The organism is Paenibacillus sp. LX16, assembly GCF_036252815.1.
In the GTDB taxonomy this organism is placed as follows: Bacteria; Bacillota; Bacilli; order Paenibacillales; family Paenibacillaceae; genus Paenibacillus; species Paenibacillus polymyxa_B.
Genome location: NZ_CP141152.1, coordinates 1,651,518 through 1,668,451, shown reverse-complemented (window position 1 = coordinate 1,668,451; position 16,934 = coordinate 1,651,518). Strand labels below are relative to the sequence as shown.

Here is a 16,934-nt window from a genome sequence, read left to right as displayed (position 1 = left end):
TATGCGCCTCTCTCATCTGTCAGGGCGACGCTCTTTGTACAAAGCGCGCGTCCTGCAAGAATTAGCACCGTGCGATTAAAATCGCCGGTTGCCGGGTATCATCGGGCTAGTCCCTCCACCTGCTCTTGATAAGATTTCGCTATATTCATTTTGGGTTCACAAAGTTCTTGTTGTTCACTTTAATGCATCGGCTGGGCTTCGTCAAGATAGGACTTGTAAATTTGTGCCCTGCATTCACATTTTGTCTACCTTTTCCATAGGTTAAATCATATCCTCCTACCGCGGCAGCTCTTGCCACTACTGTCGATTTAGCCCATGATTTTGCGCTTGAAAGGCCGTAGGCCGAGCGTTATACTATACAAGTGCTATTAGGCAAAAATATGGAGCAGTAGTGCAGATTTGAGTGTTTCCTGCGATACTGTGGCAATCTAAAAAAGAACATTTGAGAGGTGAATCCGGAATGGAAGGCGACCCGAGTCCGAATAGGCGGCGATCCCTGAACAACAGCATAGGAATGACTTCAGCTTGCCGAAAGACGGGACGCCAGGCTCTGCATGCTCCAAAAGCCTCCGGCTTTTGATGGAAGTGCACGCTTACCCGCACCGGCTAACTGGCTAACTGAGTCCATTCCTTATGCTTAAGGTAAACGTATTTCCGTTACGACGGAGCATAAGGAGTGACATATATGAAAATCCGTTTGGTCAACAACGGGGTTTTTACCCCTGTCGAAGAAATTGAAATGGCGCTTACTGCACCGGCAGAAGGTTTTTATTGGATTGATGCCGATGTCGATGATTTGGCAGTGCTCCAACCTTTATTTTCCATGCATGATCTTGCAGTAGAAGATTGTTTGAGTGAAGAAGAGCAGCGTCCGAAGATTGAAATTTATGAAAGCCATTATTTTATCGTTGTAAATAGCATTCGTTTTGATGATGAAGAAATATTTTTGCGAGCGTTGAACATTTTTCTCGGCCGCCATTTTATCATTACGGTGACCAAGCAGAAAATCAATGAGCTTCGTACCCTCAAGCCTATGCTGTGGGAGCAAGAAGTCAGCCAGCCTGACCGTTTTATGTATCTGTTGGTCGACTTGATTGTTGACAACTATTTTCTGGTTGGTGACCGGATTGAGGTCCGCATTGAAAAGCTGGAAGAAGATATTCTAATGCATACGAAAAAGTCGCATTTGAACGAAATCATCGGCTTGCGAAGTGAGATTCTGTGGCTGAAAAAAGTGCTGGGTCCACAAAAGGAAGTCATCAATACCCTGAACAAACGGGATTTGCGACTCATCGACGATCAATTACAAAAATATTTCAGCGACATTTATGAAAATGCTGTGAAAATTTCGGAGACTTTTGAAACTTACCGCGACTTGATGGGTAACCTTCGAGAAGCTTATCAATCCAGTATCGCCAATCGTGCCAATGAAATTATGCGTGTGTTTACGGCAATAACGACCGTATTTATGCCATTGACGGTCATTACCGGAATATATGGGATGAACTTCGATAATATGCCTGAGCTTCATACACGTTATGGCTATTTTGTCGTCATTGGTATTATGGTGGCATTAGGTGTCAGTATGTTCTGTATTTTCCGCAAGAAAGACTGGGTTTAAAAAGAAGAGGGTAAGTAAAGTACCGAGTTGGATACTTATTTCGATGTTCAAGCTTGGTCATAAAAAGCAGCAGCCGTGTCCTGTGAGGAACTGGCTGCTGCTTTTTAGTTTGTTGGACCCTGAATGTACTCTAACACTTTAGGTTTATCCAATAAGTTCCATACTATCCAACATGTCGGTCGGGTACCTGCTGATGGCGAAACCGTATACGGATCAGACGCAGACGTTCATAAATTTGATCCAGTCCTGTTTCTGCCGCCTTTTCTTCCCCATACACTTTCAGCATGACGGGCTTGAGCAGCGTATCCCCCAACTCTTCATAAGCAGACCAGATGGCTGCCTGCTCCTCCTCAGATACATTAACCAATTCCTTGCGGATCAGCTTCTCCATATCAATACCATCCCTGTCCAAATGCTCCACAGCTTCAATCATCTCTCTACGATGCAAACCTGTCTTCATCCCGATATGCTCCAATGAAAGACCGTCCGAAATACCTTCGATAATCGTTCTAGTTAGGCTGAATTTATTCAGCTCCTGCCTGTATTGGTTCTCTTTTTGCTTGTATAGCCATGACAAAAATACTTCTTCTTCCAGCGTCTCTGTTACCCAGTTCAACGGAAATGGTGTGGTCCGGTCATTTTGTGTCGTAATAGCCAATAGCTCCGTCCCATATTGCGACACCTTACCCTGACCCATACCAGGCAGCTCCAACAATTCTTCTTCGGTATGGGGAAGATAGACGCTAATGAGCCGAAGCAGCCGATTCGTAGCAATAAAATAAGGCGCTTTTCGTTCCGTTGCTGCTTTTTGCCGTCTCCACATCGTCAACTGCTCATACACTTCATCACGTGGAAACAAATCACTGTAGCAATACAGCTTTTGCAGCGTTTGTCCTCGTCCTGATGATCCTTCTTGCTCATGAAATACGCCATGGATTAAGGGCCTGTAGCCCTCAGCCATTTTGAGCGCTAGCTCATGACGGTATACATGCAGTAATTCCTGCCACAAGCCGCCCTCATACCAAAGGTCGTCTATACTTTCATCCGGGACATGTTGTGTGCTCCAGCCTGCACTCCATCCCCCTTCATGTTGCCCAATCCATACCTGAGCAAAGTCCTCATAGCCCTGTTCATTCCGTTTGGACAAGCGATTTAAAAATACAATCTCCATGATTTCTTCCTCCCTCATATCGTTGAAAGACAGTCCCGCACAACACAAAAACGCAAAAAAAAGCACCTTTCCTGCGTATTCGCAAGAAAGGTGCTTCCCTTTTTGAGCCGTACTATGCTGTTGCCTATATAATAACCGTACCTTGGAGTGCCGTCAACCATAAATTCTAATGATTCAGCTTTTCCTTTGCCAATGCCAGAGCACCGCACAATCCAGCATTGTCACCCAATCCCGGAGATACGATATATTGCTCAATATCTGTTGTCAGACTCGAATGCTGTACGTATCCGTTCAAAAGTTCTTGTAGCTTGGTACGAATGAGCGGGAACAATTGGTCTTGCTTCATCACTCCCCCGCCCATAATAATTTTTTGCGGTGACAGGATTAATACATAGCTCATTAAAGCCTGTGCCAGATAGTACGCTTCCATTTCCCAGGCTGGGTGGTCAACAGAAAGCTCATGTCCTTTAACCTTCCATCTTTTTTCGAGCGCAGGACCTGCTGCCAGTCCCTCCAAACAATCTCCGTGATAAGGACATGTCCCCTCATAAGTATCTTCTGGGTGACGACGTACCAGAATATGCCCCATTTCCGGGTGGGATAATCCATGTATCAGCTTTCCACCAACCAAAGCACCCGCCCCGATGCCTGTACCTATCGTAATATACAGACAGTTGTCCAATCCTTTGGCGGCACCCCAAATAGACTCACCAAGTGCTGCTCCATTCACATCCGTGTCAAACCCCATAGGCACATCAAAATGCTCTTTCAGTTTGCCAATTAGATTGTAATTTCCCCAATGTGGCTTTGGCGTTGTTGTAATATAGCCATATGTATCACTGCCTTCGATAGGATCAATCGGCCCGAACGAGCCTACGCCCAACGCTTCAATGCCCTTGCCTTCAAAAAATGCGATGACATTCTCCATTGTTTCTGCTGGGGTGGTTGTTGGAAAGCTTGCTCGTTCCAGTACCTCCCCATGTTCGTTGCCAATTCCACATACAAATTTGGTACCGCCTGCCTCAATTGCTCCCAATACTGTCATAGTTGCTGTTGTCCCCTTTCAATAATCCGGTTCTCTATCCACTATATTCACCTGAAATGTGCCCGAGGTCAATCCCCTTGTCGCAATTGTATATAATCCTTCACATGACATACAACTCCGTTGACATAACGGTATAAAAATAAGGACACTAACGCACCCAGCGTCAGCATCCCTATAAACTTATTTCACTTAAATTGTCCGTATCAAGCCTAACAAGCTTCATTATGATCCGGTTGCGACACCCATCAATGTACACAAGCTTTTCATTTCAAGCTGCTCAAACTTGTCTACAATTTGCACGTGATCCAGCGTCAGCAGACAGCTATCCAAAGCACATGCTACAGGTACACCGCAGTGAATTTCAGCAAGCTTGCGTGAAAGATGCAGCATATCCAAATCACTCTCAATTTTTTTACGGACCGAGGGTGTTAATTGATCCAAATTCTCCAGAATGCCTTCAATAGAGTCGTATTCCTGCACCAGCTTGAGTGCCGTTTTCTCACCAATACCTCGTACTCCTGGATAATTATCGCTTGCATCCCCCATCAGACCTTTAAGGTCCACCACTTGGCGCGGCTTAAGCCCTTTTTCAGTCAGCAGGGTCTCCGGGGTGTATACCATATAATTGCCGTGCCCTTTTTTCATAATAATGACCCGTGTCCGCTCATCCACCAATTGAAGTAAATCATGATCTCCCGAGAGAATCATTACATCCATGTCCTCATTTTGCGAATAATGGCGTGCAAGCGTACCGATACAATCATCGGCTTCAAAGCCTTCCGCTCCAATGTTGGGAATGCCGAGGCTGTCCGTCACTTCACGAATTAATGTAAATTGGGGAATCAAATCATCTGGTGCGTCGGCTCGGTTTCCCTTATACGCAGCAAAATGTTCCCCACGGAATGTCGTTCCGCCCATATCCCAGCAGCAAATGACATGCGTAGGATTAAACGTTTGGACTGCATCCCAAAAATATCGAATAAAACCATATATGGCGTTCGTTGGCACCCCAGCTTTTGTACGACGGATATAGCCGTTTGCGGCGGTTGCATAATAAGCGCGAAATAGCAGGGCCATGCCGTCAACCAGCATTACGGATTGTTCATTGCGTTGTGTCACAGATTGTATTGCTCCCATTCATCATAATATTTAACCCCCACAGTATAACATATCATGGGGGTAAATTGGGCGTTATTGAGCTCCCCATGTGCCCTCAAATGTTTCCTCTTTGAATCCTACCGTTACTTTGTTACCGTCGGTTACAATCGGGCGTTTGATTAATCTTCCATTCGAGGATAAAAGCGAAATTTGCTCTTCACGGCTCATGTCTCCAAGCTTATCTTTCAGCTTTAACTCTTTGTACACCTCACCGCTTGTATTAAAAAACTTTTTCAGCTCCAGCCCACTTTTGCGAATTAAGTCTTCCAATTCCTCCGGGCCGGGCGGCTGTTCAAAAATAGGAATAAGTTCCGTATCATGTCCCTTGTTTTGCAGCCATTTCACTGCATTACGACAGGTACTGCATTTAGAATACTGATATACTTTCAGTTGGCTCATCGCTAAATTAACCTCCATTTGGTTTTCTCTTAAAAGCTCCTGCATTTCAGCCATATCTTCAGGCAGCGGAGCATAGAATGTCAGCCGCTCCCCGGTTACAGGATGCACCATGGACAGCTCTGAGGCATGTAAGGCTTGTCGAGGCATTCTGGCATCAAGCTGATCATATCGCTCACGTTGCGCAGCATCATCGGGTGTAATCCGGTACATTTTATCTCCGATCAACGGACAACCGATATAAGTCATATGCACTCGAATTTGGTGCGTACGCCCGGATTCCAACTTTAGTCCGATGCGGCTTCCCCCGTTCCACACTTCCTCCAGCTTATACAGCGTAAGGGCAGGATAACCATCCGGGGTCACCATACGTAAATGCGGATCATCCGGGTTGCGGTCAATCGGTCCGTCTACCTTACCTTCCTGCAGCTCAGGGTGCCCATGCACCAGAGCCGTATAGCGCTTATCCACCGTTCCCGCAATCATCTGCTCAGAAATATGCTGGTGTACATACGGATTTTTGGCTACTACCAGCACACCCGTCGTCTCCTGATCAAGACGATGAACAGGACGAAACCGGAACAGCTCTCCCTTGGCCTGCCAATAATGCACAACCCCATTAGCCAGTGTTCCTGTGTAATGTCCGTGAGTCGGATGGACAATCATGCCCGCCGCCTTGTTCACCACTAATAGATGTTCATCCTCAAACAATATCTCAAAAGGAATGGGTTCAGGTAAAATATCATCAGAACGCTCGCGCTCCATACGAATTTCTACTCGATCTCCGGACTTCACCTTTACGCTGATGTACACACGGGTCCCGTTCAGCATAATACCTTGCTCGGTCAGCTTGAGTTTGGATATTAACTTTCGAGAAATGTTCATACGTTTTTGTAAAATAGTCTTCAGCAGCATGCCCTCCTCCTCAGGAGGGATCGTATATACGATAGGTTCATAATACAAGCTCATCACAAATTCCCGGTTGCCTCCTTATTTGCGGAACACTTTTTTGCTGCGCACATATTCGACATCGGGCACACCCTGACGGACATTCGCTGTACGAGCAACGGCAAAGAAATAATCAGAAAGACGGTTCAAATACCGACGTACCGCCGGATTGATGTCTGTATGTTTACCTAGTGTAACAGCACGGCGTTCCGCGCGTCGGCAAACTGTACGGCAAACATGAAGCGTTGAGGATAATGTGCTACCACCCGGTATAATAAAACGCTCCACCTTCGGATTTTCCTCCTGACATGCATCAATCCAGCCTTCCAGCCGTTCTGCCAGTTCGTCTTTCACCTTATATTTGCTTTCATTAATTTTAACAAACGCCAAATCCGAACCACAATCAAACAGCTCCTGCTGTATTTCTTCCAATTGAGTCCGAATATCCGCAAACTCTTCCCCTTCGGCAAAGCTGATCGCTTGTCCTACAAAGCTGTTCAGCTCGTCAATTGTACCGTATGCCTCCACACGATCATCATCTTTGGACACTCGCCCGCCGATCACAGAAGTTTGTCCTTCATCACCTGTTCTGGTATAAATCCCCATTTTATTCTATCTCCTTTATCATTCCGTAAGTGCTTTCAGCACCTTGATGGCTTCTTCCTTATTGCTTGTACGAGGCGGCACGGTAGCAAATAATGTTTTGGAGTTATATTTTAGCTCCTTAAACATCTTCATCTGCTCCACCGGAATTCCGAACAAATGAGTTTCCTTGCTTACATCTGATCCTTCTTCCTCCTGCCCCTTCTTCTTAAATACGCCGCCCTCGAACACGCCCCGAGCGTACGTCTTCTTGTCAAAAGCATCATCTAACGGCAGATTCGAGCCATTCTGTCCATACAGCTTCATGTCTTCTTCCGGCAAAAGAAACAGATCATGCTCCCCGGCCGCATATTCTACAACCAGCTTCTGCTGGTTATACAGCGGACTGACTGAAATTTCAATAGTCGGAGCCTGTTCGCCCAGCTTATCCTTAAGCTTTTGTGCCAGATCTTCACGGATGACTGAAGCATCCCCTTTATCCATAATAAAAATGGAGAAGCTGTCCTTGTCCCGTCCCCCACATCCAGCCAATAATACAAGTGCCAGCATTCCGATGATCCATGGCGCTAGCCTTTTTAGCCCTGCTCTCATATGTACGCCCCCTCTTCCATGCCATTAATATATCATAAGTTGTGAACGCAAAAAAAGAAGGCCCTACGGCCTTCTCCTTACATTTGGCTGACTTCACACGGTTATACCTTGCATTCCGTACCATACAGCTTCATATATTCATTGATTTTCAAATCGAGCTTGCAACTGATCTGGATAACAAGATCGGAGGTGAAGGACTGCTCTTCCTGAAACGTCCGCATCATCTCATTGCGCAGGAACAAAATTTCATCTTCCAGGGAAATGTCGTATCCTATTGAACTAGACGAATTATATCCAACATATGACATGAGCATTCCTCCTACAATTGAAAAATTGAACTTCCTGCTTCCGATTTCAAATTATAGCATAGAAATTTAGAAATAAAATACTATTTTTTATGAATTACCCATAAAAAAAATAATTTTAACCTTCTTTTCTTACTTTTTCTACAAAATGACCAATCCGATCCAGTGCCTCCGTCAGCTGAGCAACAGAAGTCGCGTATGAGCAACGAAGATAGCCTTCGCCTCCCAAACCGAACACATTACCCGGTACAGCCGCAACTTTAGCCTCTGCCAAAAGACGCTGTGCAAACTCATCTGAGCTGAGTCCCGTGCTTTGAATACTAGGGAAAACGTAAAAAGCCCCTCTTGGCTCATGGCACTCCAGGCCGATTTCCCGGAACCCTTCAACCATCAGACGGCGACGCTGATTATAGGCTTCTACCATACGATCCTTCTCACCCAAACCATTCCGCAAGCCTTCCAGTGCTGCAACTTGCCCCATAGAAGGCGCACACATTACGGTGTACTGATGGATTTTGAGCATAGCGGCAATCAGATCTGGATGTCCGCATGTATATCCAATACGCCAGCCTGTCATGGCGAAGGCTTTGGAAAAACCACTGACGAGAATCGTACGATCCATCATACCAGGCATAGCGGCAAAACTGACATGCTTCTCTCCATAATTCAACTCAGCATAAATTTCATCAGAAATGACGATCAAATCATGTTTTTCCACGACTTCGGCAATCGGAAGCCAATCTTCATAAGTCATCGTAGCCCCAGTCGGATTGCTCGGATAGCATAAAATCAGCACCTTGGATTTAGGTGTGATTTTTGCCTCCAGCGCCTCCGCCGTCAGCTTGAATTCATCCTTAGCAAATGTTTCAATACCTACCGGAATCCCGCCTCCAATTGCAGTGATTGGAGAATATGAAATGTAGCACGGCTCGGGCACGAGAATTTCGTCGCCAGGTACAATTAACGCACGCAAAGCAAGATCAATCGCCTCGCTTCCCCCAACGGTTACGATAATCTCATTTTTGGGATCATAACGGACTTCAAATTGCTCATTCAGATAATCACTAATCGCTTCACGCAGTTCTGGCGTTCCCGCATTAGACGTGTAGCTGGTAAAACCTCGCTCCAATGAATAGACACAGGCTTCCCGCATATGCCAAGGGGTTGTAAAATCCGGTTCGCCTACACCAAGGGTAATAATATCCTTGTTGCCACCCACCAAGTCAAAAAACTTACGAATACCCGAAGATGGGATCTCGCGCACCAACGGGGACAAATAGGAACTCATAGCTTTGTTACTGTCGGTAAATGTTTCTGTTTTGAGATTCATCATGATCTTCCTTTACGGCGAAATCATCAGACGATTATCTTCCTGATGGTCCTCAAAGATAATTCCGTCCTGCTTGTATTTTTTAAGCGTAAAATTAGTCTTGGTAGACAAGACCGAATCAATAGGCGACAGTTTTTCCGACACAAAATTAGCGACCTCACGGAGATTGCGGCCTTCAACCTCTACCAGCAAATCGTATGCTCCGGACATGAGATAGACCGATTTAACTTGCGGATACAAATAAATCCGTTCTGCAATCCCTTCAAAGCCTCTTCCACGCTCGGGTGTAATCTGTACTTCGATCAAAGCGGTAACCTTTTCGTCATCGACTTTGTCCCAATTGACTACAGCGGCGTATTTGACGATCACATGTTGGTCTTCGAGCTCTTTAATTGAGGTGCGAACATCCTGCTCGTCAACCCCCAGCATAGTAGCCAATAGAGTCGGTGTTCTTCTAGCATCTTCTTTTAACAATTCCAGTACTTTTAATTTCAATTCATTCAGCTCTGTCATTCTACATAAGGCCTCCATCAAAGAGATTACTATACATCATACAATACGCACTTTAAACCTGCAAAGAAAAACCGTCCACTCCGGTAAACCCGGCAGGTGGACGGCTGTTATGGGAATCTGCTTCAAAAACGGAAAATCCCGTTTACATATAATAAGGGTTGTTTTGATGCGTAGACTGGCCTTGCTGGTGCATAGATTGACCATATACTCCCGCGGATGCCGACTTTTGCTGAATGAACTGTTGGCATTCTTGTTGGGTCTTGCGAGCTTCTTGAATCTGTTTGTCCAAATCGATGCGCAGTGCTTTAGTTGGAGTGGCGTACATATTGTTTTGGCTCATCAGATGATACAAATCACCTTGCAGACGCAATGTATCATTCGTAAGGTCGGTGAACATCTGACGCACGGACGGACAATTGGATTCTGTCGTCGCCGTTGTGTACTCGCGCACCGTACGTTTCATATCAGCAAGAATGGTATAGAGCAAATCTTCTTCGGGCATAAATGACATATTGTTTTGTGAATACATTCTGTCAAACCTCCTTTATTGTAAATCCAAATTACTGCTGCGGTTGCATTGGGGCAAGCTGCTGATGCTGTTGAAGAGCATTAGAAAGCAGATTCAAGTGGTGCTCATGAGTTCTTGCCAGTTGCAAACAGGCTTGTTGGACGGCTGGGTGCTGAATAGAAGCCGCTGTCGCCGCACTTTGTTTGAGTAGTAGTTCTTCATTGGAAATGGAGTCCACGATGTACTCCAGCTCTTTGCCTGACAAGGGTTGCATGTTCGTAGATTGCATAATCTCTGTGCCTCCTTGAATGTTTTGTTGCACGCTGGTTATCTTGTCCTTTTGGCGAAATACTATGTACACATAAGAAATACTACATATTACCTTATGAGGAGTGCTATTTATATGGAATTAATAAGCGGGAATACATATTGGCCGAGTACCTTGGAGAAAACATTGGATTTCCCGCCTTTGGCAGAGGATTTAAATTGTGATGTATTGATCATCGGTGGCGGGATGGGTGGATCGATCTGCTCCCGACTGTTGGGAGAACGACAGGTAGACACCGTGGTTATTGACAAACGCAAGCTAGTACATGGAAGTTCTTCGGCCAATACCGGACTGCTGCAATATAGCAATGATAAGACCTTAACCTCCTTCATCAATACGTTTGGTGAAACGAACGGTGTACTGTTTTACCGTATGTGCAAAGATGCTCTGGATCAGTTGGAAAAACTGTCTACCACGCTGGAAACTGATCCGTCTTTTATACGCCGAAGTAGCCTGTACTATGCAAGTACATCGGAGGATGTGCAGACACTTCAGGAAGAGTACAAACAGCTAACTCGGTTTGGATTTCCTGTCGAATACTGGGATGATCAACAGATTGCTGCCCGATTTCCTTTCCGAAAACCAGCAGCCTTATACACACACGAAGATGCCGAGGTTAATCCATTTTTGTTTGCCCAAGAAATGCTGCGATCCGCCAGCCGTCTCGGTGTATGCTTATATGAGCATACGGAAGCCAAGCATTTTGAATTTAACGAAAATGAAGTTGTTTGTCATACCAGCGGTGGCATTATCCGAGCAAAAAAAATCATTTTTGCAACGGGCTATGAAACACAAGAGATTAAAACAGACCGTGGAGCCGTTCTGGAAAGCTCATATGCTATCGCCACCAATCCAATCGGAGATACTCCCTTGTGGCATGAACAGTGTCTCATCTGGGAAACTGCTCGTCCTTATCTATACATGCGCTCCACACCGGAAGGACGCATTATTATTGGTGGTTTAGACGAACCTGTACTGGACGCCAATCAACGTGAAATCAGGCTGCTGCACCAACAGCAAAAGCTGCTACAAACGTTACAGGAATTTTTTCCGGGTATATCATTTCAGATCGACTTTGCATGGGCTGCTGTATTCGGCTCCTCTCATGACGGCTTGCCGTATATTGGTCCACATCCGCGTTTTCCCAACTGCTACTTTTTAGAGGGTTACGGGGGAAATGGAGCAGTCACGAGTATGATGGCCGCACAACTTTTGGCTGATGAACTGACGGGCACACACCGACCTGAAATGGAGCTTTATTCTCTGACCCGTACTACCAAGCCCTCGCCCGAAACAACGGAACCGATGGTTTAACTAGGGCATACAAAAAGAACCTCCTTCCCCTATAAGTGGGTCTGGAGGTCTTTTTTTAATGTATTTTAAACTATTCGGTTTGCTTGTGCCAGCGTTGTGCGTGGGAATGAGACTTGCTCTGCTTTGTCTTTTGTTCCATTTTCAGCACACTTCGCATAAAAAACCATCCGAGCACTGGCATCAATGCCAGTCCAATCAACAACCAGATCATCGCCGTGGGAGCCTTGCTGATACTTAGGACACCCAAGAAAATGAGTGTTCCGGTTAGTCGGCCTACCATTAAGCATAGTTCGCGCAGTACAACCAATTCCACTCTCTGATTGGCATCTCCTTTACTCGTACCCATTAAATCAAAGCTGGCAGAAATCATGGGAATTAAATACAAGGGCATAAATAAAGCGGTGCCGATCCCCATAATCAGTAGTGTGTTATACTCCATACGCCACAATAACGGTAAAAGCGCGATCACCAACAATACGGCACCCAACAGCATACCCGCCGAACGATAGTGTGGCTTGAGCCATTTTCCGACAGCCCAAAAGCTGAAAAATGAAACCGCAGATGTAATAAGTGAAAACTGCGCCAGCTTCCATTCCTGTTGAGTAGCTACATACACGAGCAGTGTAATCAGAAAGGCAAAAACCCCTTCACGGATACCCTGGGCAACAAGCGATAACGACAACGGACGCCACATACTCCCTTTTTGCGACAATCGCTGCTTGGGCTCCTTCCAATTGTAATTTCCTGTCGGCTTACGCTTGCGAAGAAAGAAACTAAGCACCACTCCTACGACATAAAAGGCCAAGGAAATACTGAATATGACGCGGTAACCTGCGTCATCCTCCATACGGGCAATAATCCAACCGGACAGCCAAGGACCCACTATACCGGAAAACGACCCCAGCAGACCGACCCATCCGTTAAAATGATCGCGGCTTGCCTGATCTGTGACTTCGAAAAAAATTACATTAAATGCCAGCCAGAATAAACCTAATGCTGCACCCAACAACATCCCGAGCGGCCATATGTAGTTCACAGCCTGCGGTCCCGTATATAACACGATCAGATAAAATAGGCCGGATAATGCGGTCCCCACGCGCAGGGCATTCATTTTATTATGTTCCTTGACCCACTTTCCAGCCACCCAGACCATAATTCCCAGTGCAATTTGTTGACTGACATTAAACCAACCGATCATCGCGTAATCCTGCCTGCTTTTCCACAAATACACGTTAAGAAATGTGCCTGACAATGCTGCTGCAAACACAAACAATCCATTCAAGCTTAATAGCAGAATGGATTGTCCGTTCAGGTTTGATTTCAATGCAGTTCCCCCTAACCGAAAAATCACCAATCAGCTTATTTCAAGCCAGCTTGTTCAAAGATTTCTTCGATTTAAGATGCCCGTATTGAGCTTGGGCCTATCCGGGGGATTGCTATTTAATTGTTGGAAATACCGCTGAGCTTCTCCAGCATCCGCAGTCGGTCATTCTCTGACAGTGTCTGCTGTACATGGAAGCAGCTAGGACACACATAAACATTCAAGACGAACGGCAAATCCAGAACAGGCTTGCCAAGCGCTGGCGACATCGACGGTTCAAAGCCTTCTCTGGTAACGGTTTGCGAACCCGCATGCAGCATGTACTCTCCACATTGGGAACATTCAAGAACCTCATCTTGTCTGTCGAGTATTTGTTCAGCGCCTTGTTCATAAGCCATCAGATCCGCACCGCTTTCTTCAAATTTTTGCAAAGTATGCAGCACAGGCAGCTTATGAAGCTCATTATCCTGCAACAACGGTGCATCAACCGGTTTTTCAACTACGATTTCATCCTCTGCCTCATATAAAATATCCTGCTCCTCATCATCACCGAGCTGAATACTCAATGTACGATAACCCTTCAGGTCTTCTTTTCCATGAGAGTGGGGCGCCGGGGTTACAGAAATCACATGATCATGTTTCATCTCTTCATGTCCATGCTCATCGGCATGTCTATGAACAGGTGGAGAAACAGACTCATCTTCATCATCAGTGATGTCAGAGTACCCTTTCAGATCATTATGGCAATAAGGACACTCTTCCTCAGGTCCCAATTCTTCATCCCAAATAATTTCCATGTTACACCATGGGCAAATAGTCATTTCCAAGCTTTATCATCCTTCCGTTCCAAGCGTATACCAAGCTCTAGTATACAGGATGTGTCAAGTTACACTGGCACCGATCACATAAGATAACGATATTGAAATAATCATGGAGAACAAGCCGACAGCACGGTTATCCTCTTTAATCTGTTCATCGATAGAAAATACCGGTGTCAGAAACTCAAAAAGAAAGTACGCCGCAAGTAGCAGTAAAAAGCCAACGAACGACCAAATCATCGTATCATACACACTGGATTTGGCTTCCATCGCAAAGCGGAGCACGTTGCAAATACCGAACATTTTCCCTCCCGTAGCCATGGCTACCGAAACATTGCCGCGCTTGATCTCTTCCCAGCATTTATAGCGGGTTACCAGCTCAAAACACGACAAAAATACAATTAGCTCCAGCACGGCCACCGAGAAATAACCCAGCATCATCCCCAACGGATGTGACAGCAATTCATCAATCGCCATCTTCACTTCGTCCCTCCCGTTCTACCAAGCGTTCCCCGGCAAAGCCGGCAACCCATAGCTATTCCAATTCAGCAACTGTTACCCCTGTGCCGCCTTCATTGTAATTACCGATACGGTAGCTTTTCACATGTTTATGCTTGCGAAGGTACTCCTGAATACCAGTTCTCAGGACACCCGTACCTTTGCCATGAATAATGTGTACCTGACCCAGATTGGCCAGAAACGCTTCATCCATGAAGCGGTCCACTTCCATCAAGGCTTCCTCCACGTTCGCCCCCCGAAGATCAAGTTCACTTCGTACGTTATCATCCCGTGTCCGCTTAACGCCAGTCACTGGTTTTTGAACTCTTGGAGTCGTTGTTTGGGCAGGTTGCAGTAGTTCCAGATCATCCAGACTGACTTTCATCTTCATGATCCCCAGTTGAACCACAGCTTCCTTGGTACCGGACAGTTCAACCACGTGGCCTTTTTTATTCAGACTGTGAACGGATACTTCATCGCCAGCCATGATAGAACGAGTACGCGTAGCGGCCGGGCGTTTGACGGTACTTTTCTTGCGTTGCTTCGGTTCAGCCTCATCCAGTTCTCTGCGAGCTGCAATCAGCTTATGCTCCTTAACCGAGGCCCCTTCTTCCTGAGCCAATTTACGCAAATCAGTAATGATTTTCTCTGCTTCACTACGAGCCTTATCCACGAGAACTCTTGCTTCGTCCTCAGCTTTTTCCAGCATACGGTCCCGTTGGGACTCGAGCTTATCCAACTCCGTCTGATGACGGCTACGCAATGCTTCCATTTCCTTACGCAGCTGCTCCGCTTTTTCCCGTTCTTGCTCAGCTGTCAAACGATTCTGCTCCAGTGACGCAATCATGTGCTCAACGCGCTGGTCTTCTTCCGTTACCTCACCACGGGCATAGTCTAAAATACGCCCTGGCAATCCCAATCGTTCGGCAATAGCAAATGCATTACTTCGTCCGGGAACACCGACCAGAAGGCGGTAAGTCGGGCTTAATGTAGCGACATCAAACTCCATGCTTGCATTAATAATTCCTTTACGCTCATAGGCATACGCCTTCAATTCACTATAGTGAGTCGTGGCAACCATACGGCAACCCATGGCATGTATATGCTCCAAAATGGATACAGCTAGAGCCGAGCCTTCCGCGGGATCCGTTCCTGCTCCCACTTCGTCAAGCAATACAAGACTTTTGGGCGTCATATTTTTCAGGATGCTAATGATATTGGTCATGTGACTGGAAAATGTACTCAAGTTTTGCTCAATGCTCTGCTCGTCACCAATATCGGCATAGATTGCATCAAATACACACAGCTGACTTTCATCCTCAACAGGTACAAACAGTCCAGACATCGCCATCAAACTAAGTAGACCGATGGTTTTCAGAGTAACAGTTTTCCCCCCTGTGTTCGGCCCGGTAACGATAATGGAGGTGTATGAATTGCCCAACTCCACATCAATGGGAACAACCTGCTCCAACGGAATTAGGGGATGCCTGCCCTTTTTCAGCTTCAAGTACCCGCGGTCATTCATTAAAGGCAAGGTTGCCTTCATTTCACGGGCGAGACGCGCTTTTGCAAAAATAAAATCAAGATTGCCCAATATGTCCACATCATACAGCAACATATCTGCTTGTTCTGCGACAAGTGCGGTCAACTTTTGTAAAATGACTTCAATTTCACGCTCTTCTCTCAGCCTTGTTTCCCTCAGCTTATTGTTCATGGCTACGATGGATTCAGGCTCGATAAACAATGTTGCACCAGACCCGGATTGATCATGAACAATTCCGCCAAAATATGAACGGTATTCGGCTTTAACCGGGATCACAAACCGATCTCCACGAATCGTAATTAACTGATCTTGAAGCATTTTAGATACAGTTGAGGAACGAATCATGGAATCCAGCTTTTCACGAATACGCACTTCTCCCGAACGCAGCTCCCGACGGATTTGCGAAAGCTCTGTGCTGGCAGAATCCAGCACCTCTGCATTTTCGTCAATACAGCCTTTAATGGAGTTTTCTAAACCTCTCTGCTCTGAAAGCTGCTCGCTCCAATACAGCAATGTTTCGACAGGATTTTCTTCATGCAAACTTGTCACGTATACCTGTATACGGCGTGCGGCCTGAACTGTTGTCCGAATGCCCAGCAACTCCTGCGGGCTTAACGTTCCGCCAATACGAGCACGCTTCACCGCCGGAGTGATATCCACTACTCCGTTAAATGAAGGCACTCCTTTGAGTCGATCAGCAGCATAGGCCTCATCCGTGCCTTTCAGCATTTTCTTGATATGCTCCAAATCATCGCTTGGCTGTAGTCGAAGGGCTGTCTGTTGTCCCGTTGCCGTTTGGGCATAGTGACTTAGTTTATTTAGAATTTTTTGATATTCAAGGGTTTTGAAAATTTTAGAGTCCAACTTCACTACTCCTTTCACATATATCTATATTATACCGAAAGCAGCAAACTTACGCTATT

At 45.9% G+C, this 16,934-nt stretch carries 17 protein-coding genes, 1 pseudogene and 1 riboswitch; of the genes and pseudogenes, 2 read left to right on the top strand and 16 right to left on the bottom strand.

Going from position 1 to position 16,934, the window contains the following annotated elements; translation table 11 throughout:
* Positions 1-9: 9 nt before the first annotated feature.
* A riboswitch (SAM riboswitch) is annotated at positions 10-135 on the bottom strand.
* 550 nt (positions 136-685) lie between these two features.
* Positions 686-1,621: a magnesium/cobalt transporter CorA gene (corA, locus tag T3H97_RS07645; protein ID WP_023987788.1), complete on the top strand. Its 936-nt coding sequence runs from the start codon at positions 686-688 to the stop codon at positions 1,619-1,621.
* A gap of 163 nt (positions 1,622-1,784) precedes the next feature.
* On the opposite strand, the gene T3H97_RS07640 is transcribed toward corA, so the two are convergent.
* From T3H97_RS07640 to T3H97_RS07585, 12 genes and pseudogenes are all read right to left on the bottom strand, one after another.
* Positions 1,785-2,792 (bottom strand): HRDC domain-containing protein, encoded by a 1,008-nt coding sequence (locus T3H97_RS07640; protein ID WP_328802166.1) that lies wholly within the window; start codon positions 2,790-2,792, stop codon positions 1,785-1,787.
* Positions 2,793-2,958: 166 nt separating this feature from the next.
* Positions 2,959-3,837: an ROK family protein gene (locus tag T3H97_RS07635; RefSeq protein WP_071640060.1), complete on the bottom strand. Its 879-nt coding sequence runs from the start codon at positions 3,835-3,837 to the stop codon at positions 2,959-2,961.
* A 222-nt stretch (positions 3,838-4,059) separates the two neighbouring features.
* Complete coding sequence (locus T3H97_RS07630) at positions 4,060-4,956, bottom strand: 5'-3' exonuclease (protein ID WP_013309415.1); 897 nt, start codon at positions 4,954-4,956, stop codon at positions 4,060-4,062.
* A gap of 72 nt (positions 4,957-5,028) precedes the next feature.
* Positions 5,029-5,394, bottom strand: coding sequence for an arsenate reductase family protein (locus T3H97_RS07625; RefSeq protein WP_328802800.1), 366 nt, complete (start codon positions 5,392-5,394; stop codon positions 5,029-5,031).
* A gap of 12 nt (positions 5,395-5,406) precedes the next feature.
* Positions 5,407-6,360: pseudogene (locus tag T3H97_RS07620) on the bottom strand (RluA family pseudouridine synthase); the annotation flags it as partial.
* 21 nt (positions 6,361-6,381) lie between these two features.
* A complete protein-coding gene (locus tag T3H97_RS07615) occupies positions 6,382-6,945 on the bottom strand; it encodes a cob(I)yrinic acid a,c-diamide adenosyltransferase (protein ID WP_311082193.1) in 564 nt (187 codons plus the stop codon).
* A gap of 18 nt (positions 6,946-6,963) precedes the next feature.
* Positions 6,964-7,533 (bottom strand): hypothetical protein, encoded by a 570-nt coding sequence (locus tag T3H97_RS07610; RefSeq protein WP_328802165.1) that lies wholly within the window; start codon positions 7,531-7,533, stop codon positions 6,964-6,966.
* Between the two features lie 101 nt (positions 7,534-7,634).
* Entirely contained in the window at positions 7,635-7,841 is a 207-nt protein-coding gene (locus T3H97_RS07605; RefSeq protein WP_061829138.1) for an aspartyl-phosphate phosphatase Spo0E family protein, read from the bottom strand.
* Positions 7,842-7,956: 115 nt separating this feature from the next.
* Positions 7,957-9,168 carry an aminotransferase class I/II-fold pyridoxal phosphate-dependent enzyme gene (locus tag T3H97_RS07600; protein WP_134903974.1) on the bottom strand — a complete coding sequence of 404 codons (1,212 nt, stop codon included), beginning with the start codon at positions 9,166-9,168 and terminating at the stop codon, positions 7,957-7,959.
* A gap of 12 nt (positions 9,169-9,180) precedes the next feature.
* Positions 9,181-9,681, bottom strand: a complete 501-nt coding sequence (locus T3H97_RS07595) for an Lrp/AsnC family transcriptional regulator (RefSeq protein ID WP_013370105.1) — start codon at positions 9,679-9,681, stop codon at positions 9,181-9,183.
* Positions 9,682-9,823: 142 nt separating this feature from the next.
* Positions 9,824-10,210: a spore coat protein gene (locus T3H97_RS07590; protein WP_029516490.1), complete on the bottom strand. Its 387-nt coding sequence runs from the start codon at positions 10,208-10,210 to the stop codon at positions 9,824-9,826.
* Positions 10,211-10,241: 31 nt separating this feature from the next.
* Positions 10,242-10,478 (bottom strand): hypothetical protein, encoded by a 237-nt coding sequence (locus tag T3H97_RS07585; RefSeq protein ID WP_029516489.1) that lies wholly within the window; start codon positions 10,476-10,478, stop codon positions 10,242-10,244.
* 114 nt (positions 10,479-10,592) lie between these two features.
* On the opposite strand from T3H97_RS07585, the gene T3H97_RS07580 reads away from it, so the two are divergent.
* Positions 10,593-11,831 (top strand): NAD(P)/FAD-dependent oxidoreductase, encoded by a 1,239-nt coding sequence (locus tag T3H97_RS07580; RefSeq protein WP_328802164.1) that lies wholly within the window; start codon positions 10,593-10,595, stop codon positions 11,829-11,831.
* 70 nt (positions 11,832-11,901) lie between these two features.
* Here the strand turns inward: T3H97_RS07580 and T3H97_RS07575 are convergent, their stop codons facing one another.
* The 4 genes from T3H97_RS07575 to T3H97_RS07560 all read right to left on the bottom strand — a co-directional run bounded on the left by T3H97_RS07575 (position 11,902) and on the right by T3H97_RS07560 (position 16,875).
* Positions 11,902-13,155 (bottom strand): MFS transporter, encoded by a 1,254-nt coding sequence (locus tag T3H97_RS07575; protein ID WP_328802163.1) that lies wholly within the window; start codon positions 13,153-13,155, stop codon positions 11,902-11,904.
* A gap of 116 nt (positions 13,156-13,271) precedes the next feature.
* Positions 13,272-13,979: a hypothetical protein gene (locus T3H97_RS07570; RefSeq protein WP_328802162.1), complete on the bottom strand. Its 708-nt coding sequence runs from the start codon at positions 13,977-13,979 to the stop codon at positions 13,272-13,274.
* A 54-nt stretch (positions 13,980-14,033) separates the two neighbouring features.
* Complete coding sequence (locus T3H97_RS07565) at positions 14,034-14,447, bottom strand: DUF350 domain-containing protein (protein ID WP_103047721.1); 414 nt, start codon at positions 14,445-14,447, stop codon at positions 14,034-14,036.
* Between the two features lie 58 nt (positions 14,448-14,505).
* Positions 14,506-16,875, bottom strand: a complete 2,370-nt coding sequence (locus T3H97_RS07560) for an endonuclease MutS2 (protein ID WP_328802161.1) — start codon at positions 16,873-16,875, stop codon at positions 14,506-14,508.
* Positions 16,876-16,934 lie beyond the last annotated feature (59 nt).